This window comes from Brevibacterium linens, assembly GCF_003999335.1.
GTDB classification, from domain to species: domain Bacteria; phylum Actinomycetota; class Actinomycetes; order Actinomycetales; family Brevibacteriaceae; genus Brevibacterium; species Brevibacterium linens.
The window spans coordinates 2,920,324-2,938,006 of sequence record NZ_CP026734.1 but is presented as its reverse complement, the minus strand read 5'-3'; the positions used below and the strand labels follow the sequence as shown (position 1 = coordinate 2,938,006).

Here is a 17,683-nt window from a genome sequence, read left to right as displayed (position 1 = left end):
TACCTGACGGCGGCTCAGCAACCTCGCGCGAGGTTGCTGGGCCGCCGTCAGGTAGCAGATGGGGGAGCGGTGGTGTCAGCGAGGTCGCTGCAGCCAGGGGCGCAGCAGCCGCGTGCTCACCGGCAGGAAGATGTAGGTCATCAGCGGTGTGAGAATGCAGATGTTGAGGAGCACGGCGAGGACTTTCGGCCAGCTCTCCAGGTGAGGCATGAGGAGGAACGTCGAGAGCAGACTGAGCGGGAAGAACGGCAGGAAGATGCTCACGGCCTGCTTCCACCTCGGCGGGACGACCGTCTCCGGGATGGTGACGGACTCCTCCCCGTGCGGTTCGAACCAGCCCTCGATGCCGGTTCGATGCTCCACCCGGGTGGTCTCGACAATCTCTGCTGCGCTTTCGATCCACCACCGACGATCCTCGGATTCGTCCCACGCCCGCAGCGACTTCTCATCGGAGAACCGGTAGAGCACGTGCCATTCGTTGGAGTCCGGTGCAGTTCGCACCCATCCCGATCCCAGGTAGCCGTCGCGTTCACGGGCCAGCTCCTGGCCCGCCTGCACCCAGGCGTTGAAGCGCCGGTGGTTGTCGGGGCGGACGGTTCGGGTGATCGAGACAGTGACGGCAGAGTGCTGAGGCATAGTGGAAATCCTAAGGGATCGCCTCGGGCCTCATGCCCCGCAGACGCTCACTGCGAATGCCCTTGCGGATGCCCTATGGGCGTTCGATGACCTGTTTGATCGCTGCGAGAGTCTCGGGAATGCCGGTCCGCGCGGATTCGGCGCGTGCAGCGATCTCCTCGGTTGCCCGCGCACCGTACTTCTCTGCGAAGAATTCCTGCCCCGCGGGCAGAAACTCCCACGATTCGGTGAGCCGCGTGCCTTCCTCGGTTTCCTGCATACTGTAGGTCCAGTTGACTCGGCCGGGGCCCACGCTCCACCCGAATGCCCGTCCCTCGTCGGCGACGATGACCTGGCTGCGGGTCTGCCATTCTCGGTCAGGGGTGACGTTGCGGCCGGTGAACCAGGCTCCCACCCGTGGGCCATCGCCGTCGTCCCACCAGCATTCGCGGCAGACCGGAGACCATTCTCCGGTGCGGGTCACGTCCGCAACGGTCCGGTAGACCGTTGCCGGGTCAGCGTTGATGGAGATGGAATCTGCGAAGGTGAGAGACTCGGTCATGCCGATCATTCTAACGATCCGCAGAGTCGGACGAGCGGCCTCCCAGCCGGTCGCTCACATACCGACCGGTCAGAGACTGCTCGATCAGGCACCAACCGGTCGGAGACTGCTCGATCAGGCACCGGCCGGTCAGAGGACCACCCCGGAAATGTCAGTCTGCTCCGGTGACGCGAGCGAACACCCGGTCGAGGGAGGACGCGAGAGCGGCGCGGTTGGCTTCGTCCATCCATTCGTTGTTGAGCATCTCATTGAGACCGCCCGGGGTTTCGTGGGCGGCGACGAGGCCGTTGATGGACTCGGTCGTCTCGGCGAGCGTGGTGCCGAGGCCGACGAACTGACCGCGGATGAAATGATCGGCGTCGGCTCGATCCCAACCGCGGTCGACGAGCCACGCGGTGATCGTCTGCAGGAACGCGAAATGCGTCGACATCGTCGCGGTCACCGCCGAGAGTGTCGAGAACATCGTCTCGTCCGCGGCCGTCACCGACCCGCCGAGGCGGTTGAGGAGATCCTCGACCGTCTCGTTGGCCGGGTACATGGCGGTGACTCCCTTGCGCTCGCGGACAGCGGGCAGAGGAATGATCCGCACGATGGTCGGCGAATGCGGAAGATGTGCCCCGAGGGCCTCGGTCGGGACTCCGGCTACCGCGCTGACCAGGGTTTTCTCGGCCGGAATGTCGAGTTCGTCGAGCACGCTCTCCGACTGCTGCGGCAGCACCGCGAGGACGATGAGGTCGCTGCGGTCGACGACATCCTGATTGCTCTCACAGACGGTGGCGGTTGCGATGGACGCAGCGAGGCTCGCCGCGCGTTCGGCGTTGCGCGGGGAGAGGAAGAATCGGAGGCTGGCATTCGTCTCGCTGTGCGCAAGACCTTCGGCCATCGCCGAGGCGATCTCTCCGACTCCGATGAAGCCGATGCGTGTCATGTTCTCCTCCTTGAGGAACTCGCTCAGAGACGTTGGCAGGCGAATTCGCCTCCTCGCATTGTGTCATCGAATCGTGCCGGCAGGGCAGAGTTCTGAATTCGAGGCCGAGGTGCTCGATGTCTGAATATCACTGCGGTCGCCAGCCGCCATCCTCCCTGATCGCGGAGGTGATACGCCGACTGGCCCTGCCCAGCGTGCGAGCCTGAGCCGGGGATAGAGACTCGAAGACGACGCGTCGCACGAAGGCAACGTGCTCCGGAGCGGCCGCACGCATTGTTGCGAGACCGGAGTCGGTGAGGGAGGCGATCGTCGTACGCCCGTCTTCGGGGTCCGGGCGTCGAGTCACCCATCCCTGGCGCTCGAGGCGGGCGACTGCCCTCGACAGTCGGGAGAGAGTGCTGTTGGCGAAGCCGGCCAACTCCTTCATCGACAGGGATGCTTCGTCTGCCTGGGAGAGGGCAAAGAGGATTCCGTACTCGAAGTGGCTGATCTGCGAATCGCGTTGCATCTGCGCATCGAGTGCGGCCGGAAGCCACTCCAGCAAGGTCGCGACCGACGACCAGATCTCGAGTTCGTCCGCCGTGAAGGTGGGCGTATCGGAGTCTCGAGGGTTTCGTTCTGTGGCGCTGCTCGCAGGACTGCTCATGCAGTGCAGTCTAGCTGATTACTTGCCTGAGAAACTCAATCGATCTATTGTTGACTTTCCTAGGTAAGTAAAATCGGATTCGAGACGTCAAGGTGGGCATTACATGGACCTTCAACTGGCAGGCAAAACCGCATTCATCTCAGGCTCGACACAGGGGATCGGGTACGCGATCGCCTCCCTGTGCGCGCACGAAGGTGCGACGGTCATCATCAACGGACGCAATGAGGACAGCGTCGACGCGGCTGTTGCACGTCTGCAAGACGACAACCCGGCCGCCTCGGCGAGGGGGATCGCGGCGGACTTCGCCGACCCCGGGCAGGTCGACGAGCTGCTCGACCGCCTCGGCGACGTCGACATCCTCATCAACAACGTCGGTCTCTTCGACGTGGCGACATTTGCCGAGATCGACGATGCCGAGTGGACGCGCTGCTTCGAGATCAACCTCATGGGCGCGGTTCGCCTGTCCAGACGGCTGCTTCCGCGGATGCTTGCGGACGGGTGGGGCCGAATCATCTTCATCGGCACGGAATCGGCCATCGACGTGCCCGCGGACATGATCCACTACGGCGTGACGAAGGCCGCGGCGCTGGCGCTGAGCAACGGCCTGGCGAAACTCACCCGCGGCACCGCGGTGACCGTGAACACCGTGCTCGGCGGACCAACGTATTCGGACGGGGTTGCCGCCGTGGTCGAACAGAACGCCGCCGCACAATCTGTGCCTTTCGGCGATCTGCAGGACTCACTGGTGCGCGAATCCTCGCTGCTGCAGCGCTTCATCGACCCGGGCGAGATCGCCAGCCTGGTGGCCTATCTGGCCAGCCCGCTGTCTTCGGCGACGAACGGTGCGGCCCTGCGCGCAGACGGCGGGGTGCTGCGAAGTATGGTGTGATTCGGGCAGCGCCGGTCGTCCCGTCGAGCCCAGCCTCGGCGACGGTTGCGGTGCGCGAGGCTGAGCGTCACATCCACCCCTCACGGCGGGCGTTTCGCATCGCTTCGGCGCGATTGCGGGCCCCGAGCTTGCCGATCGCGCTCGACAGGTAGTTGCGGACGGTGCTCGGAGACAGATGCAGAGTCTCGGCCGCGTCGGCGATGGGGACTCCGTCATCAGTGGCGCGGAGTACCTGGCTCTCCCGGTCGGTGAGCGGATTCTCTCCTGAACTCAGTGCCTGGGCCGCCAGCAGCGGGTCGATGACCATCTCCCCCTGTGCGACCCGCCGGATCGACCCGGCGAGCGTCTCGACCGGATCATCTTTGACGAGGAAGCCCCGTGCGCCTGCGTCCATCGCACGCCTGAGGTATCCCGCTCGGCCGAAGGTCGTGACTATGATGACTGAGGAGCCGGTCGCGTCAGTATCGTCAGTGGTGGATGTGGTGCCGTCGGTCGCACGGTTGAGCTCTTCGAGAGCTTCGAGTCCGTTCATCCCCGGCAGATCGATGTCGAGGAGGACGACATCCGGTTTGAGTCCGCGGACCAATTCGGAGACTTCGTCGCCGCGAGCTGCTTCACCGACGACGGTGATGTCGTCTTCGAGGTCGAGCAGACTGATGAGGGCCGAGCGCATGAGAGCCTGGTCCTCGATGACGGCGATCCTGATCATTCCGATTCCTCTGTACTCGGTGCGTGGACGGTGAGCGTGAAGCCGCGCGGGCCCGAGCGTGTATGCACGTGACCGCCCAGACGTTCTGCCCTCTCTCGCACCCCGACCAGGCCCGAGCCGGTCGGATTCGAGCCCGTCCCGTGGCCGTCGTCGGTGATTTCGAGTGCTGCGGCTGACTCGTCGACCGTGATCTTCATCGTGCAGTGGGATGCGTGGGCGTAACGGAGAATGTTCGTCGCCGCCTCCCGGACAGCCCAGGCGAAGAGCGTGTCGGTGGGACCATCGAGGTGCGGCAGCGGAGTCGTCGTCTCGACTTCGATCCCGGCGTCCTCAAGGGTGTCGACTGCGTGGGACAGCTCATCGGCGAAGCGCATCTGCCGGTACCCGGCGACCGTCTGCCGGACATCGGCCAGGGCTGTGCGTCCGATGCCTTCGATCTCCTGCGCATGCTTGGCGGCAACTGCGGGATCACCGTCGGCGAGGCGACGAATGGCCTCGGCCTTGACCACGATCACCGAGAGAGTGTGGCCGAGCAGATCATGGAGATCTCTGGAGAAGCGCTGGCGTTCCTCGACGACCGCAAGCCCGGCCAGACGGCGGCGGGTGGCGCGCAGGTCATCGATCGTTCCCGTGAGACAGCGGATCAGGTAGGTGCTGGCGCCGGCCATGACGGTGGCGAAGCCGAACTGCAGAGCATTGCTGAGCGACATCGTGGAGAATCCTTCAGCGAAGGAGCCGCTGATGGCCAGGCCCATCACGATGCCGAGTGCGGCGCGAAGGCGGATCGCGGTTGCCGCTGCGATGGCGAGCAGCGGATAGAGGAAGCCTTGACCCCCGGGAGACAGGAAGAATTGGACGACGACGAGTGCCATGAGCCCGATCGTGCAGAGTTCTCCCACTCGCTGCGGCAGGCCGCGGTGGGCGATGACGACCGTGATGACATAGAGGGCAGCGATCGCCAGATGGACTGCGAGTATGACGGCCTTGCCGTCGAGAACAGCTGTCAGCATCGGGGACAGCATGAGGACCGGCAGCCAGATCAGCGCGAACCCCGGCCCGCGGGTTCGGGCGACCCACCGTGTGACTTCGTCGTCGCAGTCGGTCGAAATGGATTGCTTCGTCATTGTCGCCTCCGATTCGTACATTACTCGGAACCCGCCGCAGACGAGGCCGAATCAGATGCAGCGGTGCGCTGATCGAAAGCGCGGCTCATTCTGCGCGAGACGAAGCGCCGCAGGCCGACGATCATCGTGACGCCGACGGCCAGATGCATCAGCTCCAGTGCGACCAGAGCCGAGTCCCTGGCTCCTGACAGCAGCGGACCTGCCATGGACAGGACGAGGACAGTGCAGGCGATGACGGTCCACATGACCGCTCCGCTGCGAAAGCCTCTCATGATGAGGTAGGACAGGCTGGCTGCACACCCGCTGCCGAGGGACACGAGCGCGACAGCAGTAAGGGAGACAGTGAGGCCGCCGGCGGTCAGAGTGACGCCGGCGACCGGTACAGCGATCACCCACACCGCCAGCGCGGCGAAGACCGCGGTGAGGGTCACGGCGGCAGCGCTGATCGCAGGACTCCGCAGGGGAGTCGCAATCGGCTCGGCCGGTGGTTCGTGCCCTGCGCTCTGAATGGGGGCAACAGTGGACGGTGGTGCTGATGCCTGTTTGGTGCGACGGTTCATCACGTCCGCCTCCTCGTTCGAAGTGTCGTTGGTTTCTGACACCGTCGACGCTACCGAGGCCCGAGGCGGCGCTGTAGGGAGTGCGATCCCGACTGCGAAGTGACAAATGTCCTGACACACAAACCCCCTCCAGAACTACGTGACGGCGGCCCAGCAACCTCGCGCGAGGTTGCTGGGCCGCCGTCAGGTAGCAATAGAGGGTCAGAAGCTGGGGAGGACGGAGCCGTCGGCCCACTTGTCCTCGATGAACGTCTTCACTTCGGGGGAGTGGAGCAGCTCGTCGAGCTTCCCCAAGTTCTCGTCGTCCTTGTTCTCCGTGCGCACGGCGAGGAAGTTGCCATAGGGGTTGTCCTCGGCCTTCTCGAGCAGGATGCCGTCCTCGGCCGGGCTCAGTCCGGCTTCGAGGGCGTTGTTGCCGTTGATGACAGAGGCGTCGACGTCTTCGAGGGTGCGGGCCAGCTGCGCGGCGTCAGCTTCGACGAACTCGATGTTCTTCGGATTGTCCTCGACATCGGAGAGCTTTGCGTCGACCGCGTCCACTCCGTCCTTGAGGGTGATGAGCTTCGCCCCTTCGAGCAGCTTGAGCGCACGTCCCTGGTTCGACGGATCGTTGTTGATGCCGATCTTCGCGTTCTTCGGAATGTCCGCAACATCCGTGATGTCGTTCGAGAACAGTGCGAAGGGCTCGAGGTTGATGGGCTCGAAGCCGGTGATCTCGTAGCCCTGGCCTTCGACCTCGGAGTCGAGGTATGGCTTGTGCTGGAAGTAGTTCGCGTCGATGTCGCCGTCGTTGAGCGCCTTGTTCGGCAGCGTGTAGTCCGTGTACTCGGTGACCTCGATGTCGAGGCCGGCATCCTCGGCGAGGTTCTCATCCACGTAGCGCAGGATGTCGCCCTGCGGAACCGGGGTCGCACCCACGGTGAGCTTCGTGACGTCGCCGTCCTTCTCACCGACGGAATCGGTGCCGCCGCCGACGAGTCCGCAACCCGACAGCAGCAGAGTGGCGCTGGCCGCGATCGCAATGAGCTTGGTCTTCATAGTTCTCCTTCATGTGTGTTGAGTGATGTGCAGTGGGATGGGCAGTGGTGGCCGTCGTCACGACCGACGGAGCCGCCGCTGGGCCGGACGTGGCCGACCTCGCCGAGGCGGCTCACCGGTGGTCGACCGCGCGGGCCAGTCGGTCGCCGATGAACTGGATGAGCGTGACGATGAGGACGAGGACGATGATGCAGGCGATCATCGTGTCCGCCTGGTAGCGCTGATAGCCGTAGGAGATCGCCAGCGCACCCAGACCGCCGCCGCCCACGGCACCGGCCATCGCGGTGTAGGACACCAACGTCACCGAGGTGACCGTGGCGGCCCCGATCAGCCCTGGCAGAGCCTCGGGAACGTAGACCTGACGGATGACCTGGCCGTTCGATGCGCCCATCATCAGCGCGGCTTCGATCTTGCCCTCGGAGACCTCGCGCAGCGAGTTCTCGACCAGACGGGCGTAGAAGGGGATCGCGCCGATGGTCAGCGACACCACGGTCGCCTGCCAGCCGAGTGCCGAGCCGACGACGAATCGGGCGAAGGGGATGAGCGCGATGATGAGGATGATGAAGGGGATCGAGCGCGTGATGTCGACGATGAAGGACAGCACCCGGTAGACGACCGGGTTCGAGTTCAGCCCACCCTTCGAGGCGGTGAACAGCCAGATGCCCAAGGGCAGACCGAAGAGCACGGCCAGGCCGGTCGACCACGCCGTCATGAGCAGAGTCTCGATGGTGGCCGGCCACATCTGATCGGTGATCGCCGGGTTGTCGAACCATGTGGGATCGTTCATCAGGCAGCCTCCTCCGCGTAGATTCCATCGGCTTGCAGGGCGCTGATCAGCTCTTTCGCCTGGTCGGCGGAGTCGACGGAGAAGCGCAGCCGACCGACCTGACGGCCGTCGATGGTCTCCACGGCTCCGGCGAGGATCGCCTCGGCGCTCGCTCCGGCATTCCGCGCGGCGGTGAGCACGGTGGGCAGGTCCGTGCCGGCCAGAGAGACCTCGACGAGGCGGCTCGCCCCGTCATCGAGGCTGACCGGAGGCAGGGGGACGAGATCCTTGGCGAGCACCGACCCGGGCTCGGCGATGACCTCGGCGAGTTTCCCGGTCTTGGCCACGCGGCCGTCGGCCAGCAGCGTCACGGAGTCGCAGATCTCGCGGATGACGGACATCTCGTGAGTGATGATGAGGACGGTGATGCCCAGTCGGTCACGCAGCGAGCGGATGAGACCGAGGATCTGCTCAGTCGTCGTCGAATCCAGCGCCGAGGTGGGCTCATCGCACAGCAGCACCTTCGGCTCGGCAGCCAGGGCGCGGGCGATGCCGACGCGCTGTTTCTGCCCGCCCGAGAGCTGAGAGGGATAGTTGTCGACGCGGTCGCCGAGGCCGACGAAATCGAGGAGTTCACGGGCCTTGGCCAGACGGTCGGCCTTCGGCACGCCAGCGATCTTGAGCGGGTGGGCGACGTTCTTCAGCGCCGTGCTCGAGTCGAGGAGGTTGACGTGCTGGAAGACCATGCCTATGCTGCGGCGCGCCTCGCGCAGACCGGCACCGGACTGGTTCGTGAGGTCGACGCCGTCGATCGACACCGTCCCGGAGGTGGGGGACTCGAGCCCGGTCAGGCAGCGGATGAGGGTGGACTTGCCGGCGCCGGAGCGGCCGACGATGCCGTGGATCTCCGCGGCAGGGACCGAGAGGTCGATCTCCTCCAGGGCGACGGTGCCTCCGAACACCTTTCGCAGTGCGCGCAGTTCGATCACAGGCGCCTCCTCGTGTGGTTGGTCAGTGCCGCGCACGGTGGTGGACGGCAGGAATTGGGGATGGGCCGGTCTACGGTCCAGTAGGGCCGACGATTCAGGATGACAAGCAATCAGATGATCCTCACAGGCGGATGTCATAAATCGACGTATAACCGGGCGATCGTGACTGAGAACATACTCGCCGAGGCGGCCACGTGGCGTAGGGCCCCGCCCACGGGATGAGGTGAGGCGGCCACGTGGCGTGGGAGCCACGATCGCGGGACGAGGTGCGGCGGCCACGTGGCGCAGGGGCCCCGCCCACGGGACGAGGTGAGGCGGCCATGCGGCCATGCAGCAGCGCGTTCGGAGGAGACGGTATCCGTCTTGTCGGTTCATGCCCAGGGAAAGGTGCATTGCTATTTCCCGGTCCGTAACCCGCAGTCCACGTCGGAGGCGTAGACCGGTGGAATCGACAGATCTGCGCACCGGGCCGGGCTTGCCGGTGCTCACGCGACGATGGGATGGGCATGTCCGAAGTATCGAGCAGGATCGCGGCGATCGTTCCCTGCCACAACGAGGAGATCACCGTCGCCAAGGTCGTCGGCGACCTCAAGGCCGCCGTCCCCGGCATCACGGTCTACGTCTACGACAACTGCTCGAGCGATCGCACCTCGCAGCGTGCCGCCGAGGCGGGAGCCATCGTCCGCAGGGAGAACGTGCCGGGCAAGGGCAACGTCGTCCGCCGCGCCTTCGCCGACATCGACGCCGACATCTACGTGATGATCGACGGCGACGACACCTACGAGGCGGCTCACCTGCCGGAGATGATCGACACCCTGATCTCCGGCCCGTACGACCATGTTCTCGGGGTGCGCCAGGACAATCAGGAGACCACGTCGTACCGTCCCGGCCACGAGGCCGGGAACCAGATGTTCAACCGGATGACCGGGTGGCTCTTCGGATCCGAGGTCTCCGACATGCTCTCGGGCTACCGCGTGTTCTCTCGCCGCTTCGTCAAATCGTTCCCGGCGATCAGTCGCCGGTTCGAGATCGAAACCGAGCTGACCGTGCACACGATGTCCCTGCGCCTGCCCACCACCGAGGTGGCCGTGGACTTCCGCGACCGACCCGACGGAAGCGAGTCGAAGCTTTCGACCTTCAAGTACGGGTTCCGCATCCTCGGTCTGATCTCTGCGCTCGTGAGGCACGAACGACCCCGCCTGTTCTACGGCAGCCTCACCGTGTTGCTCGCGGCCCTGTCGCTGGTCTTCGGCCTGCCCGTGATCTGGGAGTTCTGGCAGACCGGTCTCGTGCCCCGGTTCCCGACCGCGATCCTCGCCGCTGCGCTCATGGGACTGGCGTTCCTGCTCGGCAGTGTCGGCCTGACCTTGGACGGTCTGCGCCGAGCCAGGCGGGAAACCGCGCGTTTGGCCTATCTCAGCCTGCCCGCCGTCTGTGACTCGGCAACGGGCACCTCCTGGGTCGACTCCGTCCAGAAGCCGAACGGTGCGATGGCAGACAGCGGATTCGACTCGCTCCTGACGGACTCTGCGCGCGCAGACGACCGGACACGAACCCGAGTGAGGACCGAGCTCGCCTCAAGAGCCGTTCTGCACTCCGCGAATGGTTCGAATGGTTGAGGACACCTCTGGCATGGGACCTGCTGCTGGCTGCCCTCACCGGCGTCTGGTCGTTCGTCTTCATCCGTCTGTTTGCTCCCGGCCGGATGAACGTCGACATCGCCGATCAGTACCAGCAGGCGACCGGGACGATCCCGTTCACGGACTGGCACGCGCCGGTGATGAGCGTCGTCTGGGGCCTGCCCATCACCGTCACCGGCCGACCGGGCAGTCTACTCGTCCTCCAAGTGGTGATGCTCGCCGCCGCGGCTCTCATCATCGGGGTCATCATCAATCGCCGAGGTGCACCGCGGTGGATCTCCCTGCTGGGCCCCGTCACCATGGCGACGCCTTGGGTGCTTTCGCAGCTGACGACTCTGTGGAAGGACACACAGATGGCGGTGGCATTGGCGCTGGCCGTGGCGCTGCTGGCCGTCACCCGGATGGTGCCGAGGAACCTGGGTGCTGTGGCTGCCGGCGCTGGTCCTGCTCGTCTACGCTCTCGGAGTGCGTAAGAACGCCGTCTTCGCTCTGGTCCCGATCGCCGTCTATGGGGCGTTCTGCCTGCGCGGACGGCTGCGGAGCGTCATGCGCGGCGGCCCTCGCGGCCGTGGGGGGCGGCCGACTGCGCGGCGGACTGCGCGGCGGACTGCGTGGCGGACTGCGCGGCGGGCTGCGCACGGCCGTGGACCGAGCGCCGAGGTGGTGCTTCGCCGGCCTGTCCGTGCTCGTCATCTGCGTGGTCGGGTTCGGCAGCGTTGCCACCGAGAAGCTCATCGAGTCGCGCGTCGACGTCGAGCACAATGGTCAGATCTCGCAGATCTTCCTCGACGATGTGATGTTCTCTGTGCCGGAATCTCGACTGCAGTCGTCTGACGCACCGAGAGAGCTCAAAGACCACATCAGTTCGGCCCGGGACACATGCCTCGACAAGGGCGTGATCTGGGATGCGTATTGGAACTGCTACGGCCGAGGGGACACCGGACGGGCATTCAGCCCAGTGGAGTATCAGGACGATCTCAAGCACCTCTGGCTGAACGAAGTGATCACCCACCCGGTCAGCTACCTCGAGTATCGATCGGCAGTGTTCTCGTATTACTTCTTCTCCTCGAAACTCGAATACTGGGAAGCGGACTGGGACGGCGACGCCGAGAAGGTCGGCTACGAGGCGGGCAGCGTCAAAGCCGATTTCATCTTCCGCCCGTATGTCGAGGACTTCGCGTTGGGAACGTTCCCGATGCTCTTCAAGCCCTGGTTCTGGACCCTCGTCGCCGCTGTGCTGGTGGGGCTGGCCGTTCGCGCACGTCGGCGGGACGAGACAGTGCCCGGAATTAGATCGGCGACGGCATCGGGAATCGCATCGGGACCCTCCGTGAGCCCTTCAGCGGGGTCGAAACTGAGCCACACGCCGACGTTCTGGCCCGAGGTCACGGTCCTGGCCACCTCGGCGCTGTGCTACATCGTCGGGTATTTCCCGATCGTTCCGGCCAATCATTTCCGATACACATACTGGCCGGCGCTGGCCGTCACCGTCGCGTTCGTCCTCTGGCTCGCCCAGCTCCGCATCCAGCGAGTCCGAAACATCGGGCCATAGACTGAGTGCAGTTATGAAAGAGTCATTCTCGGTCCGTCTCCGGCGCCTGGCGGTGGAAGCCTTCAAGTTCCTCACCGTCGGCGGGCTCGGCTATATCGTCGACGTCGGCCTGTCGAACCTGCTGGCCTACGGACTCGGGCCGATCCCGGCCCTCCTCGAGGGCAGCCCGATCAAGTCGAAGATCGTCTCGACGATCCTCGCGATGGTCGTCGTGTGGCTCGGCAACAGGCTCTGGACCTACGGGGACCGGACCACGAGCTCGAACATGCGCGGCGTCGTCCTGTTCGTCGCGGTCAACCTCGCCGGCATGATCATCACCGTCATCCCGCTCGGCGTGACCTGGTATCTGCTCGATATGCGCGACCAGCTCACCTACAACATCTCGACGAACGTCATCGGCATCGGACTGGCGATGGTCTTCCGCTTCTACGCCTACCGCACGTGGGTGTTCAAGGACGAAAACCCCGATACCGAGGTGGTCGTGCCCATGGAGGAATCGAGCCGAGTCCCCGACGACCGCGGCTGAGCCGATTCCTCCTGTGGCACCTCTGAAATTCAGGTCACTATCGGATAGTTTTTGGGGGTCAGAAGTATCCGGTAGTGACCTATTCTCGGACCCGACTATCCGATAGAGACCAATTCTCGGGGAGCCGAGCGTCGGCGGTGGAGGTTTCTGCCGCGGCCGGCAGTCAGCGGGTGCGACGCAGCTTGCGGTAGGCGCTGACGACCGGGGCCGGGGTGATGGTGCGCAGCTCGGCACGGAGCAGCATCCGCTTCTGCTTGAGCAGTGCGGCCCGCCGATTCGGCAGCTGACCGGTCTGCGCGCGGGTCGCCAGCAGCCCGAGGTCGCGGCGCAGCTGTCCATCGACAGGGTGGAAGTAGTTCTCGGTCAGCCATTCCGGGTCAGGGAATCCGATTGACCCGGCAGCGACATCGGCCAATGTGCCGGTGGCGCCGGAGCCTTCGAAGACCTCATTGAGCAGTCCGGCATCGAAGCCGAAGTCCGAGATGAGCAGGGTCGGAACGCCCCGGTCGATGGATTCGAGTGCGGCCGTCGACGACACTGTGACCAGGGCCGAGTCGTCGGTGAGGAAGTCGCTGAGGGGACCGTAGCCCAACTCGATGCGTGCCGCACCGGGGACTTCGCGGGTGCGGAAGTCGTCGAGGATCTCGAAGTAGGAATGCTGCTCGTGATGGGTCTCGAACTCACCGGGTCGCGAGCGCATCTTGATCACTGCCGTCGACTCCGGGTGCCGGTCGGCGAAGTCGGCCACGGCGGCGATGATCGCCTCGCGGTCGGCACGCTCGGTCGGGACCTTCGCCTGCGGAGCGAAGACGAGGGTGCGCGGGAGCGCAGGAGTGCCGGTCTGCGGGCCACCGACCGGGGATGGCGGGGATGCCGGGGAGGGCGGGGAGCCGACCGATGGTGGGGCCGCCTCGGCGGTGGGGGATGCGGTCAGGTGCGGGATGCCCTCCGAGCGCAGCATCGGCAGGCGCGCCAACAGCACCTCGCAGGGCACCTGTGACCGCGCGCTCGCCTCGGTGTAGGCGGTCACCTCGGCGGAGGAATGGGCGATGAACGCATCCATCAGCCGACGATAATTCATCCCTTTGCCGCTGGCGGGCAGGCCCATTCCGGGCAGCCCCGAGACCAACGCCGGCCTGTCGGTGCGGGTATGCGCAGTGAGGAAGACCTGGGCGACGATCGGGCCGGTGGCAGCGCCGAGGACGATGTCGGGGGAGTGGTCGGCGATGACGCGGGCAAGGTCGGACCGGGCGATGACGGGCACCTCGCGGTGTTCCCAGTCGGTGCCGGCGACGGCGCTGGCGATCTGCTCGTCGGTCGGCAGGATCGGATTGTCGACGAGGAACACGCGCCCCTCGACATCCGGCAGGGACGACAGCAGCTGGGTCGCCCACTTGAGGTAGGACTCGCTGTCGGAGATCGAGAGAATGCGGATCGGGGCGAGCCCGGCCGATCGCCGAGGCGGCAACACCGGCCCGTCCGGGTGGGTCGACTGCGACGACTGACCGTCCGCGCGGGTGCGCTCGGTCAGATGCGAAGGCCGCGGCGGGACGTCGGAGAGCGACGGCGGAAAGATCGGCCCACTGTAGTGGGGGTCGCCTGATTCAGGAATCGTCATCTGCCTTGACCGACTGGGCGTTGAGGGACTGTCGCAGACTATCGGGTGAGGCTCCGGTCCACCACTTCGCGGGGATCTCGGTGACATCGATCGTCACGTCCGGATTGAGCACGGCCAGGGACACCGCCGCGGTCGACGGCAGGCTGCGGATCGTCGAATTCGGCGGCAGATTGATCAGGCGCAGCTCGATCGGCAGACCGAGGTTCTTGATCCGCACCCGCTCATCCTGGGCGAGGTCGGTGAGGAACTCCTCGGTCTCACGTCGATGCGGGTAATACGTGATCGATCCGTGAGCGTCGATGATCTCATCGACCCAGGCCCGGTAGGCGAAGGCGTCGATGAGTCCGTCGGCGGCCAGGGACGAACCGATGACCGGGTTGTCGCGCGGGTGGCTGCCGCCGGTGGGCAGGGTCTGGAGGTGTTCGAACCGGTGGCGGGTGATCTCGCCGCCGGATTTGAGGAACGCCTTGCGCAGCGATTTGGCCACCGGCAGGGCGGTGTGCCAGCGCAGTTTGCCCACCGTCGCCAGGCCTCGCAGCCGGTCGGCGACGTGCGCGGCCATGACCGTGCGTGAGGCCTTGAGCTTCTGCCGGGGCCGCACGAGGGGACCGCGCTTGGCCGTGAGGATCTCGATCGCCGAATACGTGGCCAGACCGTCGTCGAGGATGACGACCTCGGGCATGCGACGCTCGAGATACGCCAGCGCCAAGGCTCTGTGCACCTGACCGGAGCAGGCATCGCCGAGGTAGATCCGGTCGAAGGCCGTCTTGCGCAGCAGCCCCGGCTTCGCTCCGTCACGGTCGAGGCGGACATTCTTCGGCAGCCAGGCCGGGTCGAAGGCGTCGAGGAAGGACGTCATCCCCTTCGCGCTCGCCCGAGCCCGAATGAGCATCTCCTCCGTCGGCTCATGTGATTCGAGCGCCGAAAGGAACTGCAGTGGGGATTCGACGAAAGCGACGGCGCTCCGGCGCTTCTTCTTCGGTGTCACCGCTGTTGGATCCGTTTCATGATGCGTTGTTGTTTTCTTGCCACCGCTTTGATCACGAGCGTTCCCGATCGTTTGATTATCCGCTTCGGAGCAAACGCCTTCGACGTGCTGCCCGGCAGAGCGAGCGCGGTGAGGCGTCGGCGTTTGAAATAGCGACTGAATCGGTCAGCTGACTCGCCGCGGCCTGTGCTGACCTCGAAGACCTCTGTGAGGAAGTCTGTTGCCGCGTCACGCAGATCGTGCGACAGCGTCGGTGCCATGCAGTAGGTGACGGCTGCGAGCAGACGCCCCAGCTGCGGATGCGCGTCGGTCTTGTCCGGGGCGCTGCCGTCGCAGATCTCGGAGATGATCGTCAATGGGATGCGATTGCTGTTCTGATAAGGAGCGATGGCTTCGAGCAGCAGATCCGTACCCACAGCCAGGGCGGGCACCTGATAGATCTGGCGAGCAGTCATCAGTGCGGTGGAGAACCCGCCGACGATGAGGTCGGGAGCCAGCCGATCGATGATGACCTCGGCCATGACGGGCAGGTCGAACAGCTGCAGTGTGATGCCGAGTCGTTGTGCCGCCTCGAACAGCGGTCCCGTCTGCGACGGCGGAGCGGCCGGGTGGGGTTTGAACACCACGACCTCCATGCCGCGGGCGGCAGCGGCCTCGATCATGTCGATGTGCAGCTGCGTCTCCTCCTCGGAGGTGATGAGTCCCAGCGCCGACAGATACTGGCCGACGACCAGTGCCCACGGACGAGTACCCGACGGCTCGGTGCTGAGAATCTCTCCCAGCTCCGCATCGAGAGTTTCGGCCGAATGCTCACCGAGCTCGCGCACCACACCGGTGAATGACTCGACACCCAGCGGGCGGTGGGCGATGCCGAATTCGCGGAGCAGCTTCGGCGAGATTCCCGGCACCAGCGGCAGATAATGCAGCACGGACATGCGCTGACCGTTCGTCAGCGGAATCTGGTTGCGGGTCGGACCGAAGCTCATCAGCCCGTCGGCATGCACCCTGATCGTCGCCCGGGAGAACACTCGGCCGAGTGCAATGGCCGGGTTGACCTGGGGTGATTCGAGCACGAGTTCGATCTCGTCGGTGTCGCCGAGACCCCAGCGGACGCGCAGATACGATTCCACAACGGGCAGATCCGCATGATCGGGTCGCCACGACGACGGATGGACGTGCAGAGGCGCGAGCGCTTCGTTGAGATCGACGACCCGATCGAAACGGGCGATCAACGAGGCGGCTCCCGGCGAATCGGCGAAGGATTCCGAGAGCTCCATGACCACGGCGTTGTTGCTGACCAGCAGGATCCGTTCGGTCGGAGCCGGGGTGTCCTCGGGCGCGAATCCATCGGTTCCCATCAGCGCCGGAGCCGCCGGCCGGTCGTAGTCACCGCCATCGATTCCTGCCGCCAAGCAGACGAGCTCGAACAGGGTCGAGGCCAGAAAGATCTGTTTCACTTCACCATCTCCAGCATTAACGAAGGTGCGTCATTGAGGTAGCTGCTGACGTTGAGCTGCCGTCCCTGTTTCTGCAGAACGAACTCCTCACGCAGATACTCTGGCGGAATCTTCGCCGAAATCGTTCGTGCACCCCTTCGCAACTGGTTTCGCAGGGACGCCGGCGACGCTGCGAAACGATTGATCTGATGGTCGAGGATGGCCAGCCAGTTGCGGATCGCCTTCGGCCACAGCCGGTCGGCGTCCGGTTCGGCGGCGACGAGGTCGAAGATCTGTCCGAAAGCGCGGATGAAATCCAGCTGTCGAATGTCGACGATCCGCGACAGAGAGCCCGCCATCCCTCTTCGATAGAGGATTCCCGGAGCATCGACGACGGCGAAGGACTCGGCCTGCAGGTGCAGTCGCCAGATCCAGGACCGGTCTTCGGCGGTCATGAAGTTCTCCGGGAAATGGAGGATCCCCTGTTCGAGCACTCGCCGGTGGAAGATGCCTGCCCACGCGAACGGATAGTCGACCATCGTCGATTCGTAGACGGGCAGGATCCCCACCTTGGGGTCCAACGCCACATCACGGACCGACATCGGCGCGAGTTTGCGCACCCGTTTGGTCCCCTCCACAGTCGTATGGTCGCAGCGGATGAAATCGACTCCGAGCCTGTGCGCCGCCGCCAGCATCGAGGACAGATGCCCCGGAGCCAGCCAATCGTCCCCATCGAGGAAGATGATGTGTTCGCCCCGAGCAGATGCCAGACCCTTGTTCCGGGCATTGGCGAGTCCCGTTGCCTCGGGGTTGGTGAGCACCTCGAAATGAGGGAACCACGTGCTGAATTCCTCCAGCAGCTCTGGCGTCTCATCGCTCGATCCGTCATTGACGAAGATCAGCTGAGTGCGGTCCCACACGGGGCCCTGCTGCCGCAGTGAGCGGAACAGTGTGCTCAGGTAGGGGGCACCATCTTTCGCGGGGATGATGATGCTCAAGTCGAAATCGGTCACGGTGCTTCTCCGGAAGGTGCGGTCACGGTCGGGTCACCCGACCGTCGGTGGGGCGGACAGGGAAGAGCCACCTCGGCGGGGGAA

19 protein-coding genes are annotated in these 17,683 nt (G+C 65.1%); 5 read left to right on the top strand and 14 right to left on the bottom strand.

What is annotated here, in order from left to right; translation table 11 throughout:
• Positions 1-75: 75 nt before the first annotated feature.
• From CXR29_RS13290 to CXR29_RS13275, 4 genes are all read right to left on the bottom strand, one after another.
• Entirely contained in the window at positions 76-636 is a 561-nt protein-coding gene (locus CXR29_RS13290; protein ID WP_101554185.1) for an antibiotic biosynthesis monooxygenase, read from the bottom strand.
• Positions 637-709: 73 nt separating this feature from the next.
• Positions 710-1,177, bottom strand: coding sequence for an SRPBCC family protein (locus CXR29_RS13285; protein WP_127364767.1), 468 nt, complete (start codon positions 1,175-1,177; stop codon positions 710-712).
• Positions 1,178-1,328: 151 nt separating this feature from the next.
• Complete coding sequence (locus tag CXR29_RS13280; protein ID WP_127364766.1) at positions 1,329-2,105, bottom strand: NAD(P)-binding domain-containing protein; 777 nt, start codon at positions 2,103-2,105, stop codon at positions 1,329-1,331.
• A gap of 127 nt (positions 2,106-2,232) precedes the next feature.
• Positions 2,233-2,751: a MarR family winged helix-turn-helix transcriptional regulator gene (locus CXR29_RS13275; protein ID WP_127364765.1), complete on the bottom strand. Its 519-nt coding sequence runs from the start codon at positions 2,749-2,751 to the stop codon at positions 2,233-2,235.
• 103 nt (positions 2,752-2,854) lie between these two features.
• Between CXR29_RS13275 and CXR29_RS13270 the strand changes: the two genes are divergently transcribed.
• A complete protein-coding gene (locus CXR29_RS13270; RefSeq protein WP_127364764.1) occupies positions 2,855-3,640 on the top strand; it encodes an SDR family NAD(P)-dependent oxidoreductase in 786 nt (261 codons plus the stop codon).
• Positions 3,641-3,707: 67 nt separating this feature from the next.
• Here CXR29_RS13270 and CXR29_RS13265 read toward each other — a convergent pair whose 3' ends face one another.
• The 6 genes from CXR29_RS13265 to CXR29_RS13240 all read right to left on the bottom strand — a co-directional run bounded on the left by CXR29_RS13265 (position 3,708) and on the right by CXR29_RS13240 (position 8,826).
• Complete coding sequence (locus tag CXR29_RS13265) at positions 3,708-4,349, bottom strand: response regulator transcription factor (RefSeq protein WP_127364763.1); 642 nt, start codon at positions 4,347-4,349, stop codon at positions 3,708-3,710.
• On the bottom strand, positions 4,346-5,473 hold the full coding sequence (locus tag CXR29_RS13260) for a sensor histidine kinase (protein WP_164742822.1): 1,128 nt from the start codon (positions 5,471-5,473) through the stop codon (positions 4,346-4,348). Before CXR29_RS13260 ends, CXR29_RS13265 begins: the two co-directional genes overlap by 4 nt.
• 20 nt (positions 5,474-5,493) lie before the next feature.
• Positions 5,494-6,033 carry a DUF6069 family protein gene (locus CXR29_RS13255; RefSeq protein ID WP_206516217.1) on the bottom strand — a complete coding sequence of 180 codons (540 nt, stop codon included), beginning with the start codon at positions 6,031-6,033 and terminating at the stop codon, positions 5,494-5,496.
• Positions 6,034-6,234: 201 nt separating this feature from the next.
• Positions 6,235-7,071: a MetQ/NlpA family ABC transporter substrate-binding protein gene (locus CXR29_RS13250; protein WP_101594266.1), complete on the bottom strand. Its 837-nt coding sequence runs from the start codon at positions 7,069-7,071 to the stop codon at positions 6,235-6,237.
• A gap of 112 nt (positions 7,072-7,183) precedes the next feature.
• Entirely contained in the window at positions 7,184-7,858 is a 675-nt protein-coding gene (locus tag CXR29_RS13245; RefSeq protein ID WP_025778297.1) for a methionine ABC transporter permease, read from the bottom strand.
• The gene (locus CXR29_RS13240; protein ID WP_101554177.1) at positions 7,858-8,826 is read right to left on the bottom strand and encodes a methionine ABC transporter ATP-binding protein; all 969 of its coding nucleotides are present in this window, start codon (positions 8,824-8,826) and stop codon (positions 7,858-7,860) included. Before CXR29_RS13240 ends, CXR29_RS13245 begins: the two co-directional genes overlap by 1 nt.
• Positions 8,827-9,332: 506 nt before the next feature.
• On the opposite strand from CXR29_RS13240, the gene CXR29_RS13235 reads away from it, so the two are divergent.
• Genes CXR29_RS13235 through CXR29_RS13220 form a run of 4 tightly spaced genes read left to right on the top strand, consistent with a single transcriptional unit; the run spans position 9,333 to position 12,544 of the window.
• Positions 9,333-10,445 carry a glycosyltransferase gene (locus CXR29_RS13235; RefSeq protein WP_127364762.1) on the top strand — a complete coding sequence of 371 codons (1,113 nt, stop codon included), beginning with the start codon at positions 9,333-9,335 and terminating at the stop codon, positions 10,443-10,445.
• On the top strand, positions 10,442-10,939 hold the full coding sequence (locus CXR29_RS13230; protein ID WP_127364761.1) for a hypothetical protein: 498 nt from the start codon (positions 10,442-10,444) through the stop codon (positions 10,937-10,939). Before CXR29_RS13235 ends, CXR29_RS13230 begins: the two co-directional genes overlap by 4 nt.
• A gap of 35 nt (positions 10,940-10,974) precedes the next feature.
• Positions 10,975-12,018: a hypothetical protein gene (locus CXR29_RS13225; RefSeq protein WP_127364760.1), complete on the top strand. Its 1,044-nt coding sequence runs from the start codon at positions 10,975-10,977 to the stop codon at positions 12,016-12,018.
• 13 nt (positions 12,019-12,031) lie between these two features.
• Positions 12,032-12,544 (top strand): GtrA family protein, encoded by a 513-nt coding sequence (locus tag CXR29_RS13220; RefSeq protein ID WP_101554175.1) that lies wholly within the window; start codon positions 12,032-12,034, stop codon positions 12,542-12,544.
• Between the two features lie 163 nt (positions 12,545-12,707).
• Here CXR29_RS13220 and CXR29_RS13215 read toward each other — a convergent pair whose 3' ends face one another.
• From CXR29_RS13215 to CXR29_RS13200, 4 genes are read right to left on the bottom strand one after another with little or no spacing between them, the layout of a single operon-like run.
• Positions 12,708-14,162 (bottom strand): DUF6716 putative glycosyltransferase, encoded by a 1,455-nt coding sequence (locus CXR29_RS13215; protein ID WP_241241453.1) that lies wholly within the window; start codon positions 14,160-14,162, stop codon positions 12,708-12,710.
• Positions 14,149-15,150 carry a polysialyltransferase family glycosyltransferase gene (locus CXR29_RS13210; protein WP_101554174.1) on the bottom strand — a complete coding sequence of 334 codons (1,002 nt, stop codon included), beginning with the start codon at positions 15,148-15,150 and terminating at the stop codon, positions 14,149-14,151. Before CXR29_RS13210 ends, CXR29_RS13215 begins: the two co-directional genes overlap by 14 nt.
• A complete protein-coding gene (locus tag CXR29_RS13205; protein WP_127364759.1) occupies positions 15,147-16,607 on the bottom strand; it encodes a polysialyltransferase family glycosyltransferase in 1,461 nt (486 codons plus the stop codon). Before CXR29_RS13205 ends, CXR29_RS13210 begins: the two co-directional genes overlap by 4 nt.
• Positions 16,604-17,599: a glycosyltransferase family 2 protein gene (locus CXR29_RS13200; protein ID WP_127364758.1), complete on the bottom strand. Its 996-nt coding sequence runs from the start codon at positions 17,597-17,599 to the stop codon at positions 16,604-16,606. Before CXR29_RS13200 ends, CXR29_RS13205 begins: the two co-directional genes overlap by 4 nt.
• Positions 17,600-17,683 lie beyond the last annotated feature (84 nt).

Excerpts from the sequence above, each read along its gene's own strand:
- CXR29_RS13290 (WP_101554185.1), bottom strand. The coding sequence starts at position 636 with ATGCCTCAGCACTCTGCCGTCACTGTCTCGATCACCCGAACCGTCCGC.
- CXR29_RS13285 (WP_127364767.1), bottom strand. The coding sequence starts at position 1,177 with ATGACCGAGTCTCTCACCTTCGCAGATTCCATCTCCATCAACGCTGAC.
- CXR29_RS13280 (WP_127364766.1), bottom strand. The coding sequence starts at position 2,105 with ATGACACGCATCGGCTTCATCGGAGTCGGAGAGATCGCCTCGGCGATG.
- CXR29_RS13275 (WP_127364765.1), bottom strand. The coding sequence starts at position 2,751 with ATGAGCAGTCCTGCGAGCAGCGCCACAGAACGAAACCCTCGAGACTCC.
- CXR29_RS13270 (WP_127364764.1), top strand. The coding sequence starts at position 2,855 with ATGGACCTTCAACTGGCAGGCAAAACCGCATTCATCTCAGGCTCGACA.
- CXR29_RS13265 (WP_127364763.1), bottom strand. The coding sequence starts at position 4,349 with ATGATCAGGATCGCCGTCATCGAGGACCAGGCTCTCATGCGCTCGGCC.
- CXR29_RS13260 (WP_164742822.1), bottom strand. The coding sequence starts at position 5,473 with ATGACGAAGCAATCCATTTCGACCGACTGCGACGACGAAGTCACACGG.
- CXR29_RS13255 (WP_206516217.1), bottom strand. The coding sequence starts at position 6,033 with ATGAACCGTCGCACCAAACAGGCATCAGCACCACCGTCCACTGTTGCC.
- CXR29_RS13250 (WP_101594266.1), bottom strand. The coding sequence starts at position 7,071 with ATGAAGACCAAGCTCATTGCGATCGCGGCCAGCGCCACTCTGCTGCTG.
- CXR29_RS13245 (WP_025778297.1), bottom strand. The coding sequence starts at position 7,858 with ATGAACGATCCCACATGGTTCGACAACCCGGCGATCACCGATCAGATG.
- CXR29_RS13235 (WP_127364762.1), top strand. The coding sequence starts at position 9,333 with ATGTCCGAAGTATCGAGCAGGATCGCGGCGATCGTTCCCTGCCACAAC.
- CXR29_RS13225 (WP_127364760.1), top strand. The coding sequence starts at position 10,975 with ATGGGGCGTTCTGCCTGCGCGGACGGCTGCGGAGCGTCATGCGCGGCG.
- CXR29_RS13220 (WP_101554175.1), top strand. The coding sequence starts at position 12,032 with ATGAAAGAGTCATTCTCGGTCCGTCTCCGGCGCCTGGCGGTGGAAGCC.
- CXR29_RS13215 (WP_241241453.1), bottom strand. The coding sequence starts at position 14,162 with ATGACGATTCCTGAATCAGGCGACCCCCACTACAGTGGGCCGATCTTT.